The 20003-nt window shown below is 59.5% G+C and carries 22 protein-coding genes; 1 reads left to right on the plus strand and 21 read right to left on the minus strand.

What is annotated here, in order from left to right:
• Positions 1-87 precede the first annotated feature (87 nt).
• From AC3IUA_RS25670 to trmJ, 21 genes are all read right to left on the minus strand, one after another.
• Positions 88-879 carry an amidohydrolase gene (locus AC3IUA_RS25670; protein ID WP_489357642.1) on the minus strand — a complete coding sequence of 264 codons (792 nt, stop codon included), beginning with the start codon at positions 877-879 and terminating at the stop codon, positions 88-90.
• A complete protein-coding gene (locus tag AC3IUA_RS25675; protein WP_489357643.1) occupies positions 867-2015 on the minus strand; it encodes a pyridoxal phosphate-dependent aminotransferase in 1149 nt (382 codons plus the stop codon). Before AC3IUA_RS25675 ends, AC3IUA_RS25670 begins: the two co-directional genes overlap by 13 nt.
• A 168-nt stretch (positions 2016-2183) precedes the next feature.
• On the minus strand, positions 2184-3653 hold the full coding sequence (gene der, locus AC3IUA_RS25680) for a ribosome biogenesis GTPase Der (protein WP_489357644.1): 1470 nt from the start codon (positions 3651-3653) through the stop codon (positions 2184-2186).
• A gap of 143 nt (positions 3654-3796) precedes the next feature.
• Complete coding sequence (gene bamB, locus AC3IUA_RS25685; protein WP_489357645.1) at positions 3797-4948, minus strand: outer membrane protein assembly factor BamB; 1152 nt, start codon at positions 4946-4948, stop codon at positions 3797-3799.
• Complete coding sequence (locus tag AC3IUA_RS25690; RefSeq protein ID WP_489357646.1) at positions 4941-5582, minus strand: tetratricopeptide repeat protein; 642 nt, start codon at positions 5580-5582, stop codon at positions 4941-4943. Before AC3IUA_RS25690 ends, bamB begins: the two co-directional genes overlap by 8 nt.
• A gap of 40 nt (positions 5583-5622) precedes the next feature.
• Complete coding sequence (hisS, locus tag AC3IUA_RS25695) at positions 5623-6912, minus strand: histidine--tRNA ligase (RefSeq protein ID WP_489357647.1); 1290 nt, start codon at positions 6910-6912, stop codon at positions 5623-5625.
• A gap of 23 nt (positions 6913-6935) precedes the next feature.
• Positions 6936-8045 carry a flavodoxin-dependent (E)-4-hydroxy-3-methylbut-2-enyl-diphosphate synthase gene (ispG, locus tag AC3IUA_RS25700; RefSeq protein ID WP_489357648.1) on the minus strand — a complete coding sequence of 370 codons (1110 nt, stop codon included), beginning with the start codon at positions 8043-8045 and terminating at the stop codon, positions 6936-6938.
• Positions 8046-8048: 3 nt separating this feature from the next.
• Positions 8049-9065 (minus strand): RodZ domain-containing protein, encoded by a 1017-nt coding sequence (locus AC3IUA_RS25705; protein ID WP_489357649.1) that lies wholly within the window; start codon positions 9063-9065, stop codon positions 8049-8051.
• Complete coding sequence (gene pilW, locus AC3IUA_RS25710; RefSeq protein ID WP_489357650.1) at positions 9065-9823, minus strand: type IV pilus biogenesis/stability protein PilW; 759 nt, start codon at positions 9821-9823, stop codon at positions 9065-9067. Before pilW ends, AC3IUA_RS25705 begins: the two co-directional genes overlap by 1 nt.
• A gap of 12 nt (positions 9824-9835) precedes the next feature.
• Positions 9836-10984 (minus strand): dual-specificity RNA methyltransferase RlmN, encoded by a 1149-nt coding sequence (gene rlmN / locus AC3IUA_RS25715; RefSeq protein WP_489357651.1) that lies wholly within the window; start codon positions 10982-10984, stop codon positions 9836-9838.
• 28 nt (positions 10985-11012) lie between these two features.
• On the minus strand, positions 11013-11438 hold the full coding sequence (gene ndk, locus AC3IUA_RS25720; RefSeq protein WP_007903599.1) for a nucleoside-diphosphate kinase: 426 nt from the start codon (positions 11436-11438) through the stop codon (positions 11013-11015).
• A 93-nt stretch (positions 11439-11531) separates the two neighbouring features.
• Positions 11532-11732, minus strand: coding sequence for a Fe-S cluster assembly protein IscX (gene iscX / locus AC3IUA_RS25725; protein WP_489357652.1), 201 nt, complete (start codon positions 11730-11732; stop codon positions 11532-11534).
• Positions 11733-11746: 14 nt separating this feature from the next.
• The gene (gene fdx / locus AC3IUA_RS25730; protein ID WP_489357653.1) at positions 11747-12088 is read right to left on the minus strand and encodes an ISC system 2Fe-2S type ferredoxin; all 342 of its coding nucleotides are present in this window, start codon (positions 12086-12088) and stop codon (positions 11747-11749) included.
• 3 nt (positions 12089-12091) lie between these two features.
• Positions 12092-13954, minus strand: a complete 1863-nt coding sequence (gene hscA, locus AC3IUA_RS25735) for a Fe-S protein assembly chaperone HscA (protein WP_489357654.1) — start codon at positions 13952-13954, stop codon at positions 12092-12094.
• Positions 13955-14005: 51 nt separating this feature from the next.
• Positions 14006-14527, minus strand: coding sequence for a co-chaperone HscB (gene hscB, locus AC3IUA_RS25740; protein WP_489357655.1), 522 nt, complete (start codon positions 14525-14527; stop codon positions 14006-14008).
• An 8-nt stretch (positions 14528-14535) separates the two neighbouring features.
• Positions 14536-14859, minus strand: coding sequence for an iron-sulfur cluster assembly protein IscA (gene iscA / locus AC3IUA_RS25745; protein ID WP_489357656.1), 324 nt, complete (start codon positions 14857-14859; stop codon positions 14536-14538).
• A 34-nt stretch (positions 14860-14893) separates the two neighbouring features.
• Entirely contained in the window at positions 14894-15280 is a 387-nt protein-coding gene (gene iscU, locus AC3IUA_RS25750; RefSeq protein ID WP_003443374.1) for a Fe-S cluster assembly scaffold IscU, read from the minus strand.
• A 96-nt stretch (positions 15281-15376) separates the two neighbouring features.
• Positions 15377-16591 (minus strand): IscS subfamily cysteine desulfurase, encoded by a 1215-nt coding sequence (locus AC3IUA_RS25755; protein WP_489357657.1) that lies wholly within the window; start codon positions 16589-16591, stop codon positions 15377-15379.
• Positions 16592-16642: 51 nt separating this feature from the next.
• A complete protein-coding gene (gene iscR / locus AC3IUA_RS25760) occupies positions 16643-17134 on the minus strand; it encodes a Fe-S cluster assembly transcriptional regulator IscR (protein WP_489357658.1) in 492 nt (163 codons plus the stop codon).
• Positions 17135-17418: 284 nt separating this feature from the next.
• Positions 17419-18183, minus strand: coding sequence for a serine O-acetyltransferase (gene cysE, locus AC3IUA_RS25765; protein WP_489357659.1), 765 nt, complete (start codon positions 18181-18183; stop codon positions 17419-17421).
• Positions 18184-18185: 2 nt separating this feature from the next.
• Positions 18186-18956, minus strand: a complete 771-nt coding sequence (gene trmJ, locus AC3IUA_RS25770) for a tRNA (cytosine(32)/uridine(32)-2'-O)-methyltransferase TrmJ (protein ID WP_150641553.1) — start codon at positions 18954-18956, stop codon at positions 18186-18188.
• 145 nt (positions 18957-19101) lie between these two features.
• On the opposite strand from trmJ, the gene suhB reads away from it, so the two are divergent.
• Entirely contained in the window at positions 19102-19917 is an 816-nt protein-coding gene (gene suhB / locus AC3IUA_RS25775) for a type III secretion system regulator SuhB (RefSeq protein ID WP_489357660.1), read from the plus strand.
• Positions 19918-20003: the final 86 nt, after the last annotated feature.

Raw genomic sequence — 20003 nt, forward strand, 5'->3', positions numbered from 1 at the left:
ATCGCAGGCTGCGCCAGCTCCTACCGGGGATCACATTCCAGCGTAGGAGCTGGCGAAGGCTGCGATCTTTTCGATGAGCCCCCGATATCAGGTGAACTGAAAGGTATCGGCATCCAGATTGGCCGGGAAGCGCTTGCGGTAGGCCTCCAGTTCGGCTGCATCCAGGCTGACCTGAAACACCCCATCCGCCTCGCCGGCGCTGAGCAGGGTTTCACCCTGGAAATCCAGCACCTGGCTGTCGCCGGTATAGGCGAAGCCCTTGCCATCGGTGCCCACCCGATTCACCGCCGCCACATAGCAGAGGTTTTCGATCGCACGCGCCGGCAACAGGCGATTCCAGTGCTGTCGCCGCGCGCCAGGCCAGTTGGCGGTGTACAGCAGCAAATCGGTGTCCTGAGCATCGCGGCTCCATACCGGGAAGCGCAGGTCATAGCAAATCAACGGCCGGATCCGCCAGCCTTTGAGCTCGAACTGCACCTGACGCTCGCCCGGAGTGAAGTGATTGTGCTCACCGGCCATACGGAACAGATGGCGCTTGTCGTAGTGCCAGACTTCACCGTCGGGACGCGCCCACAACAGGCGATTGCGATGGCTGCCATCGGCGGCCTGAACGATCAGACTGCCGGTAATCACCGCATCGAGTTTTTTCGCCTGACTGCGCAACCATTTACTGGTCGGACCATTTTCCGGCTCGGCGAGGGTTTCGGACTCCATGGAAAAACCGGTGGTAAACATCTCCGGCAGGATAATCAGGTCTGCGCCCCGGGCCTGTTCCAGCAGTTGCTCGAAATGCTCGAAGTTGGCCTGACGATCATGCCAGGCTAGCGTCGTCTGAATCAGCGCGACGTTGAGGTTGGGCAGCGCACTCAGATCACGCATAGTTTTTCCGCTGCTTCACGCAGCGTCTCCTCGCGCTTGGCAAAACACAGGCGTACCAGACGCTGCCCTTGCGGTGGGTTCTGGTAGAACACCGAGACCGGAATCGTCGCTACGCCGTGCTCGCGGGTCATCCATAGCGCCATGTCGACGTCATTGAGGTCCGGGCGAATCTGCGAGTAGTCCACCAACTGGAAATAGGTACCGGCGACCCGAGTGAAACTGAACCGCGAAGGCATCAGCAAATCGCAGAACAGATCGCGCTTGGCCTGATAGAAAGCGGGCAGCTCCTCGACATGCTCAGGGTGCTCGACCATGAAGTCGGCCAAGGCATACTGCAACGGCGTCACGCTGCAGAAGCTCACGTACTGATGCACTTTACGCAGCTCGGCGGTGAGCGCCGGCGGTGCGACCACGTAGCCGGTTTTCCAGCCCGTGACATGGTAAGTCTTGCCGAACGAGCTGACCACAAAGGCCCGCTGATACAGCTCTTCATGGGCCAGCACGCTGACATGGGGCACGCCGTCGAACACCAGGTGCTCGTAGACTTCGTCGCTGATCAGATAGATGTCGCGATCGCGGATCAAGTCTGCCAGTTGATCCAGTTCGGCCCGACTGATCAGCGCGCCACTGGGATTGTGCGGAGAGTTGAGGATGATCATCCGCGTACGCGGGCTCAACGCCTCACCGAGCTTCTGCCAGTCGATGGCGAAATCATTCAGGCCCAGCTGCACATGCACGCAGCGGCCACCGGCGAGTTCCACCGAGGGCTCATAGCTGTCGTAGCACGGATCGAACACTATGACCTCATCACCGGGGTGGATCAGCGCTTGAATGGCGCAGAAAATCGCCTGAGTCGCGCCGGGGGTGATGGTCACTTCACTGTCGGCATCCACCGTGCAGCCGTAGCTGCGGGCGATCTTCGCCGCGACTTGCTGGCGCAGCGCCGGCAGGCCGGTCATCGGTGCATATTGGTTGTGGCCGCTGGCGATATGCCGGCCAACGGCATCGCGCAGTGCTTGCGGGCCGTCAAAATCGGGGAAGCCTTGGGACAGGTTGAGCGCGCCGGTTTCCACCGCGAGCTGCGACATACGAGTGAAGATGGTAGTGCCGACATTCGGCAGCTTGCTGGTGATCATCGGTGGTTCCCTGCTCAACACCCGGCTCTACGGCGGCACGGGAGAGCCCGAGGATAGCCCAAACGCCAGGTATGAAAAAGGGCGCCATGGGCGCCCTTCTTCCGATGCAGCGATTTGCGAACCAACCACAAAGAGCCCACCTCACACAGGATGAGCCAGGCCCAAGAATCAGCGTTTGTCTTTACGCTTCTTCTCGGCTTTCTTGTGGTGGGTCATCAAACGACGCTTCTTGTTGACCTGACGGTCGGTGAGCGTGTTCTTCAGGGCTTCGTACGGGTTCTCGCCACCTTTGAACTCGATACGGATCGGCGTGCCGACCAGTTTCAAGACACGGCGGTAAGTATTTTCCAGGTAACGGACGTAGGATTTCGGAACCTTTTCCACCTGGTTACCGTGGATCACGATAATCGGCGGGTTGGCGCCACCCAAGTGGGCATAACGCAGCTTGATCCGACGGTTGTTGACCATTGGTGGCGCGTGCTCACCGACCGCATCTTCAAGGATCTGGGTCAGGCGGTTGGTCGGCCAGCGGGTGACCGCGGACTTGAACGAGTTCTGCACCGACTGGTACAGGTTACCCACACCCGTGCCGTGCAGGGCCGAGATGAAGTGGATGTCGGCGAAGTCGACGAAGAACAATCGACGTTGCAGCTCGATCTTCACGAACTCGCGTTCGCTCGGCTCCATGCCATCCCACTTGTTCAGTGCGATAACCAGGGCGCGACCGGCCTCCAGGACAAAGCCCAGCAAGTTGAGGTCGTGGTCGACCACGCCTTCGCGGGCGTCCATGACGAACACCACCACGTTGGCGTCTTTGATCGCCTGCAGGGTTTTCACCACCGAGAACTTTTCAACTTCCTCGTGGATCTTGCCGCGCTTGCGCACACCGGCGGTGTCGATCAGCGTGTACTTCTCTTCGTTACGCTCGAAGGGAATGTAGATACTGTCGCGGGTGGTGCCGGGTTCGTCATACACGATAACCCGGTCTTCACCGAGCATACGGTTGACCAGGGTCGACTTGCCGACGTTCGGACGACCGATGATGGCGATCTTAATACCGTCTTTTTCGCTCGGGCCTGGAATGCGCTTGGCTTCCTGACCTTCGGCGACGATTTCTTCTTCGCCTTCTACCGGTTCTTCCTCATCTTTCGGGAAGTCGCGCAGGCAGATTTCCAGCATCTGCGTGATGCCGCGACCGTGGGCACCGGCGATCGGGATCGCGTCGCCCATGCCCAGCGGGCTGAACTCGGCGCGGGCCAGCTCAGGGTCGATGTTGTCGACCTTGTTGGCGACCACATACGAACGCTTGTTGCGCTTGCGCAGATGCTCGCCAATCATTTGATCGGCAGCGGTAAAACCGGCGCGGGCGTCTACCAGGAACAGGACGACATCGGCTTCTTCAATGGCCAGCAGCGACTGCTCGGCCATCTTTTCGTCCATGCCATGTTCGTCACCGGAGATACCACCGGTGTCGACCAGAATGTAGGAACGCCCTTGCCACTTTGCCTCACCGTACTGGCGATCACGGGTCAGACCGGACAGGTCGCCAACAATGGCGTCACGGGTCCTGGTCAGGCGGTTGAACAAGGTGGACTTGCCGACGTTCGGTCGACCCACCAGGGCGATTACGGGAACCATGCGGCTCTCCACTTCGTTATTTCAGAAAATACAAAAGCCGCTGCTGGGCAGCGGCTGGTGCTCGGGGCAGCACGTGAAGTGCCACAAGCCTTGCGGAGCAAGGCCGCCTGAAGACATCAATGCCTTCAAGCATAGTCAAACCATTACTTGATGGTCAGGGCTTCCAGCTTGCCACTGTTGCCATACACATAAATCGTATCACCCACTACCAGCGGACGCGCACGCAGGCCATCGCTGTCGATGCGCTCACGACCGACGAAACGGCCATCCACCTGGCTCAACAGGTGCAGGTAGCCTTCCATGTCACCGACTGCGACGTAGCTGGAAAACACCTCCGGTGCCGAGAGTTGACGGCGAGCCAGCGAGTCGTTGGTCCACAAGGCTGTGGTGGAACGCTCGTCGACGCCTTCAACGGTACCCGAGGCCAGGCTCACGTAAACGCTGCCAAAACCTTGAGCGACGCCTGCATAGCTGGAAGCATCACGCTGCCAGAGCGGGCGACCGCTATCCAGATCCAGGGCCGTAACACGACCTTGATAGCTGGCGACATACAGGGTGCTGCCGGACAACAGCAGGCCACCGTCGATGTCGACCACGCGATCCAGCTCCGAACGACCTTGCGGGATGGCAACGCGTTGCTCCCAGACCGGCACGCCGTTCGAAACATCCAGCGCGACCACTTTACCGGTCGACAAGCCGGCAACCGCCAAGCGGTTGGTGACGATCGGCGCACTGGTGCCGCGCAGGGTCAGGACCGCCGGGGTGCTATCATAAAGCCAGCGTTGATTGCCAGTGGCGGCGTCGAGGCCGATCAGACGGTCATCCTGAGTCTGAATCACCACCACGTCACCGTTGGTGGCAGGCGGTGCGAGTACTTCACTGGTCACGCGAGCGCGCCATTTTTCTTCGCCGCTGCTCGAATCCAGCGCTACCACTTCGCCTTTCAGCGTACCGATCATGACCAGCCCGTAACCCACGCCAACGGCGCCGGAAACAGGCAGTTCGAGATCTTTCTTCCATTTGACGTCGCCGTTGCTGCGATCCAGCGCCATGACCACGCCGGTGACATCGCCTGCATAGAGGGTGTCGCCATCAATCGCCGGCACCAACATGTTGTAGGTTTTGCCCTGGCCGTCACCGACCGAACGGCTCCACTGCTTCTGCAGGACCACTTCTTCCTTGAAGTCGACCAGTTCAGCCGGTGGCAATTCTTTTTTGCTGTTGCTGCTGCAACCCGCGGCCAGAACGGCCAGAGCCAGCAATGCTGCATGTTTCCAACGAATCACGTCACGCATCCCCTTTGGCCAGGTCGTCCAGCTTGATTTGCAGGCCACCGACCGCCGCCTCATCGGACAACGCAGCCTTGGCCTTTTGATACGCAGCATAGGCTTCGTCGGTACGACCCAACTGGACCAGCAGGTCACCCTTGAGCTCTTCACGAGTGGCCAGGAATGCCTTGTCGGTATCGCCTTCGAGCAGCTTCAGGGCTTCGTCAGCCTTGTTCTGTGCAGCCAGCACCTGAGCCAGGCGCTGACGGGCGACTTCACCCAGGGTCGGGTTGACCGGTTTATCGGCCACGGCCTTGAGCTCCTTGACCGCGTCATCCAGCTTGCCGGTTTCGACCGCGACTTTCGCCACGAACAGGCTGCCGTACTGGGCATAGGCGCTGCCGCCGAACTCGCTGTTCAACTTGCCGGCCAGGTCCGCGACGCGGGCCGGATCAGGCTTGCCGTCCGGGGTCAGGGTAGTTTCCAGCAATTGCTGATAGAGCATCGAGGCGCCTTGCGCCTGGTTGCTCTGATACTTCTGAAAAGCCTGCCAGCCGAACACGATGACCAGCGCCAACAGGCCGCCAGTGAGCAGAGGTTTGCCGTTACGCGTCCACCAGTCCTTCAAATCCGCCAGCTGTTCATCTTCGCTACTCGACACCCCAATACTCCTTATTCGCTAAATCAGCTGTTTTACAGCTTCAACCCTGCACGACGCAGGTGGCCAGGTGCGCGGCAAGCGCATCCCAGGCAATGCTTTGTTGTTCGCCCTGGCCACGCAGCGGCTTGAAACCTACCACCTGATGGGACAATTCGTCGTCACCGAGAATCAGTGCATACAGCGCACCGCTCTTGTCGGCTTTCTTGAACTGGCTTTTGAAGCTGCCGGCACCGGCATTGATCTGCAGGCGCAGGTTCGGCAATTGATCGCGTACCCGCTCGCTCAAGGTCAGGGCAGCGATTTCGGCGGCTTCACCGAAGGCGCAGAGGTAGACGTCGACCTGACGGGAGATTTCTTCCGGGATCTTTTCCAGGGTTTCAAGCAGCAATACCAGGCGTTCGATACCCATGGCGAAACCTACGCCCGGGGTCGGCTTGCCGCCCATCTGCTCGACCAGGCCGTCGTAACGGCCACCGGCACATACCGTGCCCTGGGCGCCCAGTTGATCGGTGACCCATTCGAAAACGGTCTTGCTGTAGTAATCCAGCCCGCGCACCAGCTTCGGGTTGATCACATAAGGGATACCGGCAGCATCCAGGCGAGCCTTCAGGCCCTCGAAGTGCACGCGGGATTCTTCGTCCAGGTAATCGGCCATTCTCGGCGCGTCTGCCAGTACGGCTTGTGTCTCGGCGTTCTTGGTATCGAGTACGCGCAACGGGTTGGTTTTCAACCGGCGCTGGCTGTCTTCGTCCAGTTGATCCAGACGGGCCGACAGGTACTCCACCAGCGCCTCGCGATAACGACCACGGGACTCGCTGGTGCCCAGGCTGTTGAGCTCGAGCTTGACCGCATCACGGATGCCCAGCTCGCCCCAGAGGCGCCAGGTCAACACGATCAGCTCGGCATCGATGTCCGGACCGTCAAGGTTGAAGACTTCGCAACCGATCTGGTGGAACTGGCGATAACGGCCTTTCTGTGGACGCTCGTGGCGGAACATCGGGCCGATGTACCAGAGTTTCTGCACCTGGCCGCCGCCGGTGATGCCGTGCTCGAGCACTGCGCGCACGCAGGCCGCGGTGCCCTCGGGGCGCAGGGTCAGGGAATCGCCGTTGCGGTCGGCGAAGGTGTACATCTCTTTTTCGACGATGTCGGTCACTTCACCGATGGAGCGCTTGAACAGCTCGGTGAATTCAACGATCGGCATCCGGATCTGCTTGTAACCGTAGTTATCCAGCAGACGCGAGACGGTACCTTCGAAATGACGCCACAGGGGAGTCTGCTCGGGCAGGATGTCGTTCATGCCACGAATGGCTTGCAAAGACTTGCTCACAAAAAATCCTTAAATTCGTTTGATCAGCCGCGAGCGATCAGCGCTGCGTCGGCTTCGACCTTTTCGGCCGCTTTCTGGCGGATCAGCCTTTCCAGCTCATCCACCAGATTGTCATTCGTTAGTTTCTGCGCCGGTTTACCGTCGATATAAATCAGGTTCGGCGTACCACCGGTCAGGCCGATATGCGCCTCTTTGGCTTCACCCGGACCGTTCACTACGCAACCGATCACCGCGACATCCAGCGGTACCAGCAGATCTTCAAGGCGCACTTCCAGTTCATTCATGGTTTTCACCACATCGAAATTCTGCCGCGAGCAGCTTGGGCAGGCGATGAAGTTGATACCACGGGACCGCAGGTGCAGGGATTTGAGAATGTCGTAGCCGACCTTCACTTCCTCGACCGGGTCGGCCGCCAGCGAGATGCGGATAGTATCGCCAATCCCGTCAGCCAGCAGCATACCGAGGCCCACGGCAGATTTCACCGTGCCTGAGCGCAAACCACCGGCTTCGGTGATGCCCAGGTGCAGCGGTTGCACGATTTCCTTGGCCAGCAGGCGATAGGCTTCGACGGCCATGAACACATCGGAGGCCTTTACGCTGACCTTGAAGTCCTTGAAGTTCAGGCGTTCAAGGTGTTCGACGTGACGCAGTGCAGACTCCACCAGCGCGGCAGGGGTCGGTTCGCCGTATTTCTTCTGCAGGTCTTTTTCCAGCGACCCGGCGTTGACGCCGATACGGATCGGGATCCCGCGATCGCGGGCGGCATCGACCACGGCACGCACCCGGTCTTCACGACCGATGTTGCCCGGGTTGATCCGCAGGCAGTCGACACCCAGTTCGGCCACGCGCAGAGCAATCCTGTAGTCGAAGTGGATATCGGCAACCAACGGTACCTTGACCAGTTGCTTGATCCGGCCGAAGGCTTCGGCGGCGTCCATGTCGGGCACCGAAATGCGCACGATATCGACACCGGCGGCTTCCAGCCGGTTGATCTGGGCGACAGTGGCCGCGACATCATTGGTGTCGCTGTTGGTCATGCTCTGCACCGCGATCGGCGCATCGCCGCCCACCGGTACCGAGCCGACCCAGATCTTGCGGGACTCGCGACGTTTGATTGGAGATTCGCCGTGCATGACTTATTGACCTAACTTCAGGCGAGCGGTTTCGCCACTGGTGAACGGAGCGAGATTGACCGGCTGACCGTTGTAGCTGATCTGCGCGCCACGGGCATAACCCAGGCGGACAGAGAACGGTGGCTTGCCGCTGAGTTCGACATTTTCGCCCTTGCGCTTGAGACCACTCAAGAGCACTTTGCCGTTGCCATCGCTGACCTGGGTCCAGCAGTCAGCAACGAACTGCAGCCGAACCTGGCCGGCACCGGCGACGGGGGTAGTCGCTGCCGGAGCGGTTTGTGCAACCGGCGCGGGCGCAACAGCCGCCACAATCACCGGGGCTGCCGGGACAGCAGGTGCCACAGGTGCTGCAACGACTGGAGCCGGAGCAACTGGCGCGGGAGCGGCTGGCACTACTGCTGGAGTCTGCGCAGTTGTTTCAGCCGAATTGACCTGTACTTCGGCTGGCGACTGGCCGGGCAGCGCGAGAGCGGTCTGGCCTTCAGTCTGGCTTTCGACAACGGCCTGGTCTTCCGGCTCGTCGATCGGGTGAATCTGCGTGGTGCCATCGGCGCCTTCGACTTCAACGTGCTCCTGATTGAGCCCGATCAGCTCCTTGGGGCGCAGCGAGGTCTGATCCTGCCACCAGATAAAGCCGCCGCCGATCACCGCAATCAGCAACAGCAGGCTGACAATACGCAAGATGGTGTGGGAAACCCGTACCGGTTCTTCGATACGCCCCAGGCTGTGTACGGCACTGCCCTGGGAATCGGTACCGGTGTACTGGTCGAAGTTCTGCACCAGTACGGTCTGGTCCATGCCGAGCAATTTGGCATAAGCGCGAATGTAGCCACGGGCAAAGGTATGCCCTGGCAGCTTGTCGAAAGCACCGGTCTCAAGGCTGCTCAATGAAGCCACGGTCAGGTTGAGCTTCAAAGCCACTTCCGCCAGCGACCAGCCATTGCTTTCGCGGGCCTGACGCAAGGTCTCACCGGGGTTTACGCGAGTCGCTGCTACAACTTCGGGATGCGCCGCTTTCATCATTGCTCCGACAGGTATTGCTGATATTCCGGTGTACCGGGATAGAGTCGTTTTAATTGCAGGCCGAAACTTGCGGCCTTGTCGCGATCTTCGAAGACTTTTGCCAGCCGAACGCCGAGCAATAGACTACGTGCATTTTGCTCGGTCAGCAGGCTAAAACGATCGTAATAGTCGCGTGCGGGCACATAATGCCTGTCTTCGAAGGACAACTCAGCCATTTCCAGCAGCGCGCGAGGTTGTTGACGGTTCAGGCGCAGGGCTTTTTCCAGCTGCTTGTGGGCCAGTTCACGCTGACCGAGCTTCGAAGCGGTCATGCCCAGGTTCTCGAAAACCCGCGAACGCTCAGGATAAAGGGTATCGGCGGCGGCTTGCTCAAAGCGCTCGTAGGCATCTTTGTAACGTTTTTCTTCGAAGAGAAAACTACCGTAGTTGTTCAGGATACGCGCATCGCCGGGCCGTGCGGACAACGCCTTGCGAAAGTGCTGGTCGGCGAGCTCCGGTTCCATCTCGGCCTGAAACACCAGCGCCAGTGCCGCGTTGGCATCCGGGTCCGAATCATCCAGATCGAGGGCTCTCTTGAGCGGGACTTTAGCCCGTTCGGTCATGCCCTGCTGCAGATACCCCAAACCCAGCTGCACGTAAGCCCCACGCGCCTCGTCCCGGCCCTTGCTCGTCTTCAGCGGATTGAAATCACCCGACAGAACACAGCCAGTCAACAGACTGGCGAATAGCACGAGCAGCGCGACGCGCAAGGTCATGGAGATCCTCTCTCAGGTACGATTCGCAGCGCTTTGCGGCATATCGGACTCGGCGCTCAACTCGCGCACGGCGATATAACGTTCGCTGCGACGGGTGCGATCCAGCACCTGCCCTACCAATTGGCCACACGCGGCATCGATGTCTTCACCGCGGGTGGTGCGCACGGTGACATTGAAGCCTGCATGGTGAAGCTGATCCTGGAAACGACGAATCGCGTTGTTGCTCGGGCGCTCGTAACCGGAATGGGGAAACGGGTTGAACGGAATCAGGTTGATCTTGCACGGGATGTTCTTGAGCAACTCGATCATTTCCACGGCGTGTTCGACCTTGTCATTGATGTCTTTGAGCAAGGTGTACTCGATGGTCAGCACGCGCTTCTCGCCCAGGGTCGCCATGTAGCGTTGGCACGACTCGAGGAGCATCTTAAGCGGATACTTCTTGTTGATCGGCACCAATTGGTTACGCAATGCGTCATTCGGTGCGTGCAGCGACAACGCCAGGGAGACGTCGATGTGCTTGGCCAGTTCATCGATCATCGGCACCACGCCGGAGGTGGACAGAGTCACCCGGCGCTTGGAGATGCCATAACCCAGGTCATCCATCATCAGATGCATGGCGGCCACGACGTTGTCGAAGTTCAGCAGCGGCTCACCCATGCCCATCATCACCACGTTGGTGATGGCACGGTCGGCGGTCGCCGGGATGCTGCCGAACGATTTGTTGGCAATCCACACCTGGCCGATGACTTCGGCGGCAGTGAGGTTGCTATTGAAGCCTTGCTTGCCGGTGGAGCAGAAACTGCAATCCAGGGCACAGCCTGCCTGGGACGAAACGCACAAGGTGCCGCGTTTGCCCTGGGGAATGTAAACGGTCTCGACGCAGCTGCCGGACGCCACGCGCACCACCCATTTACGGGTGCCGTCGGTGGAAATGTCCTCGCTGACGACTTCCGGACCACGAATTTCAGCAACGACCTTGAGCTTTTCGCGCAAGGCCTTGCTGACGTTCGTCATGGCATCGAAATCATCGACGCCAAGGTGGTGAATCCATTTCATTACCTGACCGGCACGGAAACGCTTCTCCCCGATTGAGTCGAAGAATTTTTCCATTTCCAGCTGAGTCAGACCCAGCAGGTTAATTTTTGCAGTCGATGTAGTCATGGATTCACCTTCACTCATAAGCCAATGCTTAGCGAGTGGTTACTTCAGTAGCTGCGAAGAAGTACGAGATTTCGCGAGCAGCAGCGGCTTCGGAGTCCGAACCGTGTACAGCGTTGGCGTCGATGGAGTCAGCGAAGTCAGCACGGATGGTGCCGGCAGCAGCTTCTTTAGGGTTGGTAGCGCCCATCAGCTCACGGTTCAGAGCGATAGCGTTTTCGCCTTCCAGAACCTGAACGACAACCGGACCGGAGATCATGAAAGCAACCAGGTCGTTGAAGAAACCACGAGCGCTGTGCTCAGCGTAGAAGCCTTCGGCTTCGGCTTTGGACAGTTGCTTCAGTTTCGAAGCTACAACGCGCAGGCCTGCTTTTTCGAAACGAGTGGTGATCTCGCCGATAACGTTTTTTGCAACAGCGTCAGGCTTGATGATGGAGAAAGTACGTTGAACAGCCATGGTGTAACTCCAGAAACGATGATTAATGCGAAAAATTAAACCCGCGAATTATACGCGGGTTTAGGGGGATTGCCTAACTGCGTAGGGGTGCGTTCAGTCTGCTTCTTCGATCCAGGCAGCTTGAATGGCCTCGAGCACTTTCTCGCCGCCATGCTTGGGATCGTCACTGAATTCCGGCAAAGCCAGAACCCATTGGTGCAGATCGACAAAATTCACGTAACGCGGATCCACACCCGGCTTGCTTTCAGCCAGCTGGATCGCGATCTCCAGCACATCAACCCATTTAAGACTCATGACAGCTCCTTGAATCAATGCGGCGCTTCGGCGGCATGGTTGAGTGAGTATTTCGGAATTTCGACGGTCAGGTCTTCCGTCCCGACGATTGCCTGGCAGGTCAGGCGCGACTGCGCTTCCAGACCCCAGGCCCGATCAAGATAGTCCTCTTCCAGCTCGTCGGCCTCATTCAGCGACTCGAAGCCTTCGCGAATGACGCAGTGACACGTAGTGCAGGCACAGACGCCGCCGCAGGCGCTCTCGAGCTCGATATGGTTGTCATGGGCCACTTCGAGAATGGATTTACCCGTCTCGGCCTCTACAACCATACCGTCCGGGCAATGCTCGGCGTGTGGCAGAAAAATGATCTGCGGCATCAGTTATTCCTCGATTTCATTCAGGTTGCGCCCCGCCAGAGCGGCTTTCACCGTCGAGTCCAGGCGGCGGGCTGCAAAGGCATCGGTCACTTGCGACAGACGCTTGGTCTGCTGCTCGATGGCATAACCATCGGTGCCGCGCATCAATTCACTCAATTCTTTCATCTGCAGTTCGATGACCATGCGCTCCTCTGCATCGAGCAGACGTTCGCCGTCGACATCGAGGGCGCCCTGCACCGCTTCGATCAAGCGCTGGGCATCGACCTGCTGTTCACGCAGCACCCGGGCAACCTTGTCGTCGTTGGCGTGCTGGAACGAATCCTTGAGCATCCTGGCGATTTCGCCGTCGGTCAGACCGTAAGACGGCTTGACCTGAATGCTGGCCTCCACGCCCGAACCCAATTCGCGGGCCGCGACACTGAGCAGACCGTCGGCATCGACCTGGAAGGTCACGCGAATCTTCGCCGCACCGGCCACCATCGCCGGAATACCGCGCAATTCGAAGCGTGCCAGGGAGCGGCAGTCGCTGATCAGCTCGCGCTCGCCCTGCAACACGTGAATCGCCATGGCCGACTGGCCATCTTTGTAAGTAGTAAAGTCCTGGGCGCGAGCAACGGGGATGGTGGTGTTGCGCGGAATCACCTTCTCCATCAGGCCGCCCATGGTTTCCAGCCCCAGGGACAACGGAATCACGTCGAGCAGCAACAGTTCGTCGCCATCGCGTTTGTTGCCGGCCAGGGTATCGGCCTGGATCGCGGCACCAATGGCCACCACTTGATCCGGATCGATTTCGGTCAGCGGTTCGCGACCAAAGGCTTCAGCGACAGCTTCGCGAACGCGAGGCACACGAGTCGAGCCGCCGACCATGACCACCGCATGCACTTCTTCCAGCTCGATGCCGGAATCGCGCACAGCGCGGCGGCAGGCTTTCAGGCTGCGGGCGACCATCGGCTCGATCAGCGCATTGAAGGCTTCACGGGTCAACCGGGCTTTCCAGTCGCCGTAAGCGACTTCAACAGCAGCAGCGTTGGTCAGGGCTTCTTTGGCCGCACAAGCGGTTTGCAGCAGATGGCGTTGCGCACCCGGATCGAGGTCGGCCGACAGACCGGCGCTCGCGATGATCCAGCCTGCAATGGCATGGTCGAAGTCATCGCCGCCCAAGGCGCTGTCGCCGCCGGTCGCCAGGACTTCAAACACACCGCCGGTCAAACGCAGAATCGAAATATCGAAGGTACCGCCACCCAGGTCATAAATGGCGACCAGGCCTTCGGCGTGCTGATCCAGACCGTACGCCACAGCGGCGGCGGTCGGTTCATTGAGCAAGCGCAGCACGTTCAGACCGGCCAGCTTGGCCGCATCCTTGGTGGCTTGACGCTGAGCATCGTCGAAATAGGCTGGAACGGTGATCACTGCCCCCACCAACTCGCCCCCCAAGGCCTCTTCAGCGCGCTGACGCAGCACCTTGAGGATATCGGCGGAGACTTCGACCGGGCTTTTCGGGCCCTGGATCGTATCGATGAACGGCATGTGCGACTCGCCGTCGACGAAGCGGTACGGCAATTGTTCACCAAGCTGCTTGACGTCGGACAGACCACGACCCATCAAGCGCTTGACCGACAACACGGTATTCAACGGGTCGCTTGCAGCGGCCAGCCTGGCCGACATGCCGACTTCAATGCGATCAGCGTGATAGCGCACCGCGGACGGCAGAATGACCTGCCCCTCAGCGTCGGCCAGAGGCTCGGAAAGACCACTGCGCAATGCAGCGACCAGCGAATTGGTAGTACCCAAGTCGATCCCCACAGCCAGGCGACGCTGGTGCGGTTGAGGACTTTGGCCGGGTTCGGCGATCTGCAGTAGGGCCATCGTTATCAGGACTTATCTGTATATCAGGCGTGCGACCGAGGCGGCACTGGGTTAATCGTCGAGGCGCTCTTCTAACTGGCGCACTTCGTAGGTGAGCTTGTCGAGGAATTGCATGCGCCGCATCAGGCGTTCTGCCTGTTCACGTTGCGCCGCATTATCCCAACAGGCTGCGAAGCTTTCGTTCAGTTCATCCTGAGCGGCCTTCAGGCGGCGCTTGAACACGGCAATCCCGGCCAGGTCGGCACTGTCTTGCAGGTCTTCGAGCTCTTCACGCAGCTCCATCTGCTGCAGAAGAAACTCCGGATCATGCACCGTGACCTCCAGCGGCAACTCGTGACCGCCCAGGGCGAGCAAGTAACGTGCGCGCTTGGGGGGACTCTTGAGCGTCTGGTAGGCCTCGTTGAGGCTTGCGGAGTGCTCTAGCGCCAGCCGCTGCTCGCGCTCGGAAGCGTCTGCAAAGCGGTCTGGATGAACACCGCGCGCCAACTCACGGTAGCGCGTGGCCAACTGCTCGAGATCCAGACGGAAACTCGGTCGCAGTTCAAATAAAGCGAAATGACAAGGAGTACCCACAAGCAGCCTCAGATGTTGAAGCTTTCGCCGCAGCCACATTCACCGCGCACGTTGGGATTGTTGAACTTGAAGCCTTCGTTCAACCCTTCCTTGACGAAATCGAGTTCGGTGCCGTCCAGGTAAGCCAGGCTTTTCGGGTCGATGATCACTTTCTCGCCGTGACTTACGAACACCTGATCGTCTGCAACCACCTCGTCGACAAACTCCAGCACGTAGGCAAGGCCGGAACAGCCTGTGGTGCGAACACCCAGACGAATCCCCTCACCTTTGCCGCGCCCGTTGAGGGAGCGTCGCACGTGTTGAGCAGCCGCTTCTGTCATGCTGATAGCCATCGGTGACTCCTTACTCGTCGCCAAATCTTGAAAGTCAGATCAAGCCTTTCTTCTGCTTGTAATCGCGAACGGCCGCTTTGATAGCGTCTTCAGCGAGTACCGAGCAGTGAATTTTTACTGGCGGCAGGGCCAGTTCTTCAGCCAGCTGAGTGTTCTTGATGGTCTCTGCTTCATCCAGAGTCTTGCCTTTCATCCACTCGGTCGCCAGGGAACTGGAGGCGATGGCCGAACCGCAACCATAGGTCTTGAACTTGGCGTCTTCGATGATGCCTTGCTCGTTGACCTTGATTTGCAGGCGCATAACGTCGCCGCACGCCGGAGCGCCGACCATGCCGGTGCCAACATCAGGATCTTCCGCATCCATCTTGCCGACGTTGCGCGGGTTCTCGTAGTGGTCGATGACCTTTTCGCTGTAAGCCATGGTTCTTATTCCTCACTCATCAGTTAGTCGCTCTTCGGGCTCTATCAAGTCGCTGTGTTCGGCAGCTTCACAGAGCCCGTTTACGGCAACTTAAATTCAGTGCGCTGCCCACTCGATTTTCGAGATGTCGACGCCGTCTTTGTACATGTCCCACAGCGGCGACAGAGTGCGCAGCTTGGTAACGGCCTCGCAGACTTTCTGCGCGGCGTAGTCGATTTCTTCTTCGGTGGTGAAACGGCCGAAAGTGAAACGGATCGAGCTGTGTGCCAGTTCGTCGTTGCGGCCCAGGGCGCGCAGTACGTACGAAGGCTCCAGGGACGCCGAGGTGCAGGCCGAACCGGAGGAAACCGCCAGATCCTTGAGCGCCATGATCAGCGACTCGCCTTCAACGTAGTTGAAGCTCAGGTTCAGGTTGTGCGGTACACGGGAAGTCATGCTGCCGTTGATGTACAGCTCTTCCAGGCCTTCGACCTGTTTGAAGAAACGGTCGCTCAGGGCTTTGATCCGGATGTTCTCGGCAGCCATGTCTTCCTTGGCTACACGGAAGGCTTCGCCCATGCCGACGATCTGGTGAGTTGCCAGGGTACCGGAGCGCATGCCACGTTCGTGGCCGCCACCGTGCATGGCCGCTTCGATGCGAACACGCGGCTTGCGGCTCACGTACAGCGCGCCGATACCTTTAGGGCCGTAGGTCTTGTGGGCCGAGAAGGACATCAGGTCGACTTTCAGCTTCTGCAGGTCGATGTCGACCTTGCCAGTGGACTGCGCGGCGTCGACGTGGAACATGATCCCTTTGGAACGGGTCAATTCGCCGATCGCTGCGATGTCGTTGATGGTGCCGATTTCGTTGTTCACGTGCATGACCGAAACCAGGATGGTGTCGTCGCGCAGGGCGGCCTCGACCATTTCCGCAGTCACCAGGCCATCTTCACGAGGCTCGATGTAGGTCACTTCGAAACCTTCACGCTCCAGTTGGCGCATGGTGTCGAGGACAGCCTTGTGCTCAATCTTGGTGGTGATCAGGTGCTTGCCTTTAGTGGCATAGAAATGCGCGACACCCTTGATTGCCAGGTTGTCGGACTCGGTGGCACCGGAGGTCCAGACAATTTCACGCGGATCGGCGTTCACCAGGTCAGCGACCTGGCGACGTGCATTTTCCACGGACTCTTCAGCTTTCCAGCCAAACACGTGGGAACGGGACGCCGGGTTACCGAAGTTTCCGTCGACCAGCAGGCATTCACTCATCTTTTGCGCGACACGCGGATCAACCGGGGTGGTCGCAGAGTAATCAAGGTAAATCGGCAATTTCATGGACTATCTCCTAAATCAGGCTGGCTGGCGTGCCGTTAGCTCTATTGGCTGTCATTCGACGGCAGACGCTTCAATCTTGTCCAGACGCGACGCCTTGCTGTTGCAACGGCGCTGGTCTTGACGCTGGGCTACTTCTTGCACCTCACGGCGAGTCACAAGATCAGCCAAGCTGATACCGCTCAGAAATTCATGGATCTGCAGGCTGAGATCGCACCACAAATGGTGGGTCAGACACGTGTCGCCGGCATGGCAATCGCCAAGACCCTGGCAACGGGTCGCATCGACCGACTCGTTCACTGCATCGATCACCTGGGCAACCTGGATCCCCTGCATATCCCGAGATAGCTGATAGCCACCACCAGGACCGCGAACACTGGACACCAGATTGCTGCGGCGCAACTTGGCGAAGAGTTGTTCGAGGTAGGACAAGGAAATGCCTTGGCGCTCAGAGATATCGGCCAGGGACACCGGCCCGTTTTGCGCGTGCAACGCCAGGTCAAGCATGGCGGTTACTGCGTATCGGCCTTTTGTAGTCAGTCTCATGGACAGGTACCACGGAGTTTCAGAATGGGGGCGAGTATGCAATTCCCGAGTATTTAAGTCAACTATAAGACCTAGCGTTTTACTCGGGTTTAACTGCAAAAAGAGCGCGCGAATGATAGCAGGGTCCGCAGCGCAATGGCACACCGCTCAACCCAACCCAACCCATCCCAACCCAACGCGGCACCCATCTGCAAACCCAATCCGTAGGAGCTGCCGCAGGCTGCGATCTTTTCAGGATCGCCACCACCCCTTGAAGATCAAAAGACCGCAGCCTTCGGCAGCGCCTACACATCCTTGCCCTTCACGCAGGCGAAGTCTTCTTCGCGCAGTTCAGGCAGGTCCTTGGCGCAGTAGTTGCTGCCCAGGTCCTTCAGCGCGCCGCACATCCCTTCCAGGCGCCCGTCCACGGCTTGCAAGTGGTCGAGCAACTGGCCAATGGCCCGGGCGACCGGGTCCGGCATGTCTTCGCCGACACCATAGGCATCAAAGCCGATCTTTTCCGCCATCGCCTTGCGCTTGGCGTGCTGCTCGTCATCAGGCTTCATGATGATCCGCCCCGGAATCCCGACCACCGTCGCGCCCGCCGGCACGGCCTTGGTCACGACCGCGTTGGAACCGACCTTGGCCCCGGCACCGACCGTGAACGGTCCCAGCACCTTGGCGCCCGCCCCTACCACTACGCCATCTTCCAGCGTCGGGTGGCGCTTGCCTTTGTTCCAGCTGGTGCCGCCCAGGGTCACGCCCTGATAAAGGGTGACATCATCACCGATCTCGGCGGTTTCACCGATCACGATGCCCATGCCGTGGTCAATAAAGAAGCGTCGACCGACCTTCGCCCCCGGATGGATCTCGATCCCGGTCAACCAGCGGCCGAAGTTCGACACGACCCGCGCCAGCCACTTCCAGCCCATGCCCCACAGAGCCGACGACAGGCGATGGATCCAGATGGCGTGCATGCCCGGGTAGCACGTCAGAACTTCAAAAGCGTTACGCGCCGCCGGGTCACGATGGAAAACACTCTGGATATCTTCACGCAAACGCTCGAACATCATTAATCCTTCCGCTTTAGAAGCTCGCCACGGGCCGCTTTCTGGGTTTCCGTGAGGATGCCACGCAATATATTCATTTCCGCCCGGCTGACCGAGCTGCGTCCGTACAACCGACGCAGGCGCGCCATCAAGTGCCGGGGTTTTTCCGGATCAAGGAACTCAATGGCCACCAGGGTCTGTTCCAGGTGTTCATAGAATCGCTCCAATTCATCCATAGTCGCCAGCTCGCCGCTCTTGGTCGACGCCACTTCATCCTTCTCGACCTTGCTCGGCTGACCTTCGGCCGCCAGCCAGGACATGCGCACTTCATAACTCAGCACCTGCACCGCGGCCCCGAGGTTCAGTGAGCTGAATTCAGGGTCGGACGGGATGTGCACGTGATAATGACATCGCTGCAGCTCGTCGTTGGTCAGGCCGGAATCTTCACGGCCAAACACCAGGGCAATCTCGGCGCCTTGCGCGGCCTCCTCGACCACCTTGACCCCGCACTCGCGCGGATCGAGCAGCGGCCAGGGAATGCGCCGGTCACGGGCACTGGTGCCCAACACCAGATTGCAGCCGACCAGAGCATCCTCCAGAGTGGCGACGACCTGGGCATTTGCCAGGATATCACCGGCGCCGGACGCCCGGGCGTCGGCCTCGTGGTGCGGGAAAAACCGCGGTTCGACCAGCACCAGCCGCGACAGGCCCATGTTCTTCATGGCACGCGCAGCCCCGCCGATGTTCCCGGGATGACTGGTATTGACCAGGACGACACGAATGTTTTGCAGCACGGGAGGCGCTCTCGGACACGGGAAAGGGGAGCAAATCTTACAGACCATCCCGAAGTTAAGCTATGAAAGCGAACGTCGACCTTCATCTGTAGAAAGTTTCTGCTAGAATGCTCGGCTTTCTTTAACAACCTTAGGTGACACATCCATGCAGCCCATGCTGAATATCGCGCTGCGCGCCGCCCGCAGCGCCAGTGAATTGATTTTCCGCTCCATCGAGCGCCTGGATACCATCAAGGTCGACGAAAAAGACGCCAAGGACTACGTGTCCGAAGTGGATCGCGCTGCCGAACAGAAAATCATCGACGCACTGCGCAAGGCTTACCCGACTCACAGCATCCTTGGCGAAGAAACCGGCATGCACGCCGGTAGCGGCGACGGCCTGGACTACCTGTGGATCATCGACCCACTGGACGGCACCACCAACTTCCTGCGCGGCGTCCCGCACTTCGCGGTCAGCATCGCCTGCAAATACCGTGGTCGCCTGGAACACGCAGTGGTTCTGGACCCGGTTCGCCAGGAAGAATTCACCGCCAGCCGTGGTCGCGGCGCTCAGCTCAACGGTCGCCGCCTGCGTGTCAGCGGTCGCACCAGCCTTGAAGGTGCGCTGCTGGGTACCGGCTTCCCGTTCCGTGACGACCAGATGGACAACCTCGAAAACTACCTGGGCATGTTCCGCAGCCTGGTTGGCCAGACCGCCGGCATCCGCCGCGCCGGCGCCGCCAGCCTCGACCTGGCCTACGTGGCCGCCGGTCGCTTCGACGCGTTCTGGGAATCGGGCCTGTCCGAGTGGGACATGGCTGCAGGCGCCCTGCTGATCCAGGAAGCAGGCGGTTTGGTGAGCGACTTCACCGGCGGCCACGACTTCCTTGAAAAAGGCCACGTCGTTGCCGGCAACACCAAATGCTTCAAAGCAGTCCTGACGGCCATCCAGCCGCACCTGCCGGCTTCGCTGAAACGCTAAGCAAGCAGCCCCGAAAAAGCACCCCGAGGGGTGCTTTTTTTATGCCCGGGATTTGAGCCGGACCATACCCCGAAACCACCACCCAT

It is taken from the genome of Pseudomonas sp. KH_050, assembly GCF_057838875.1.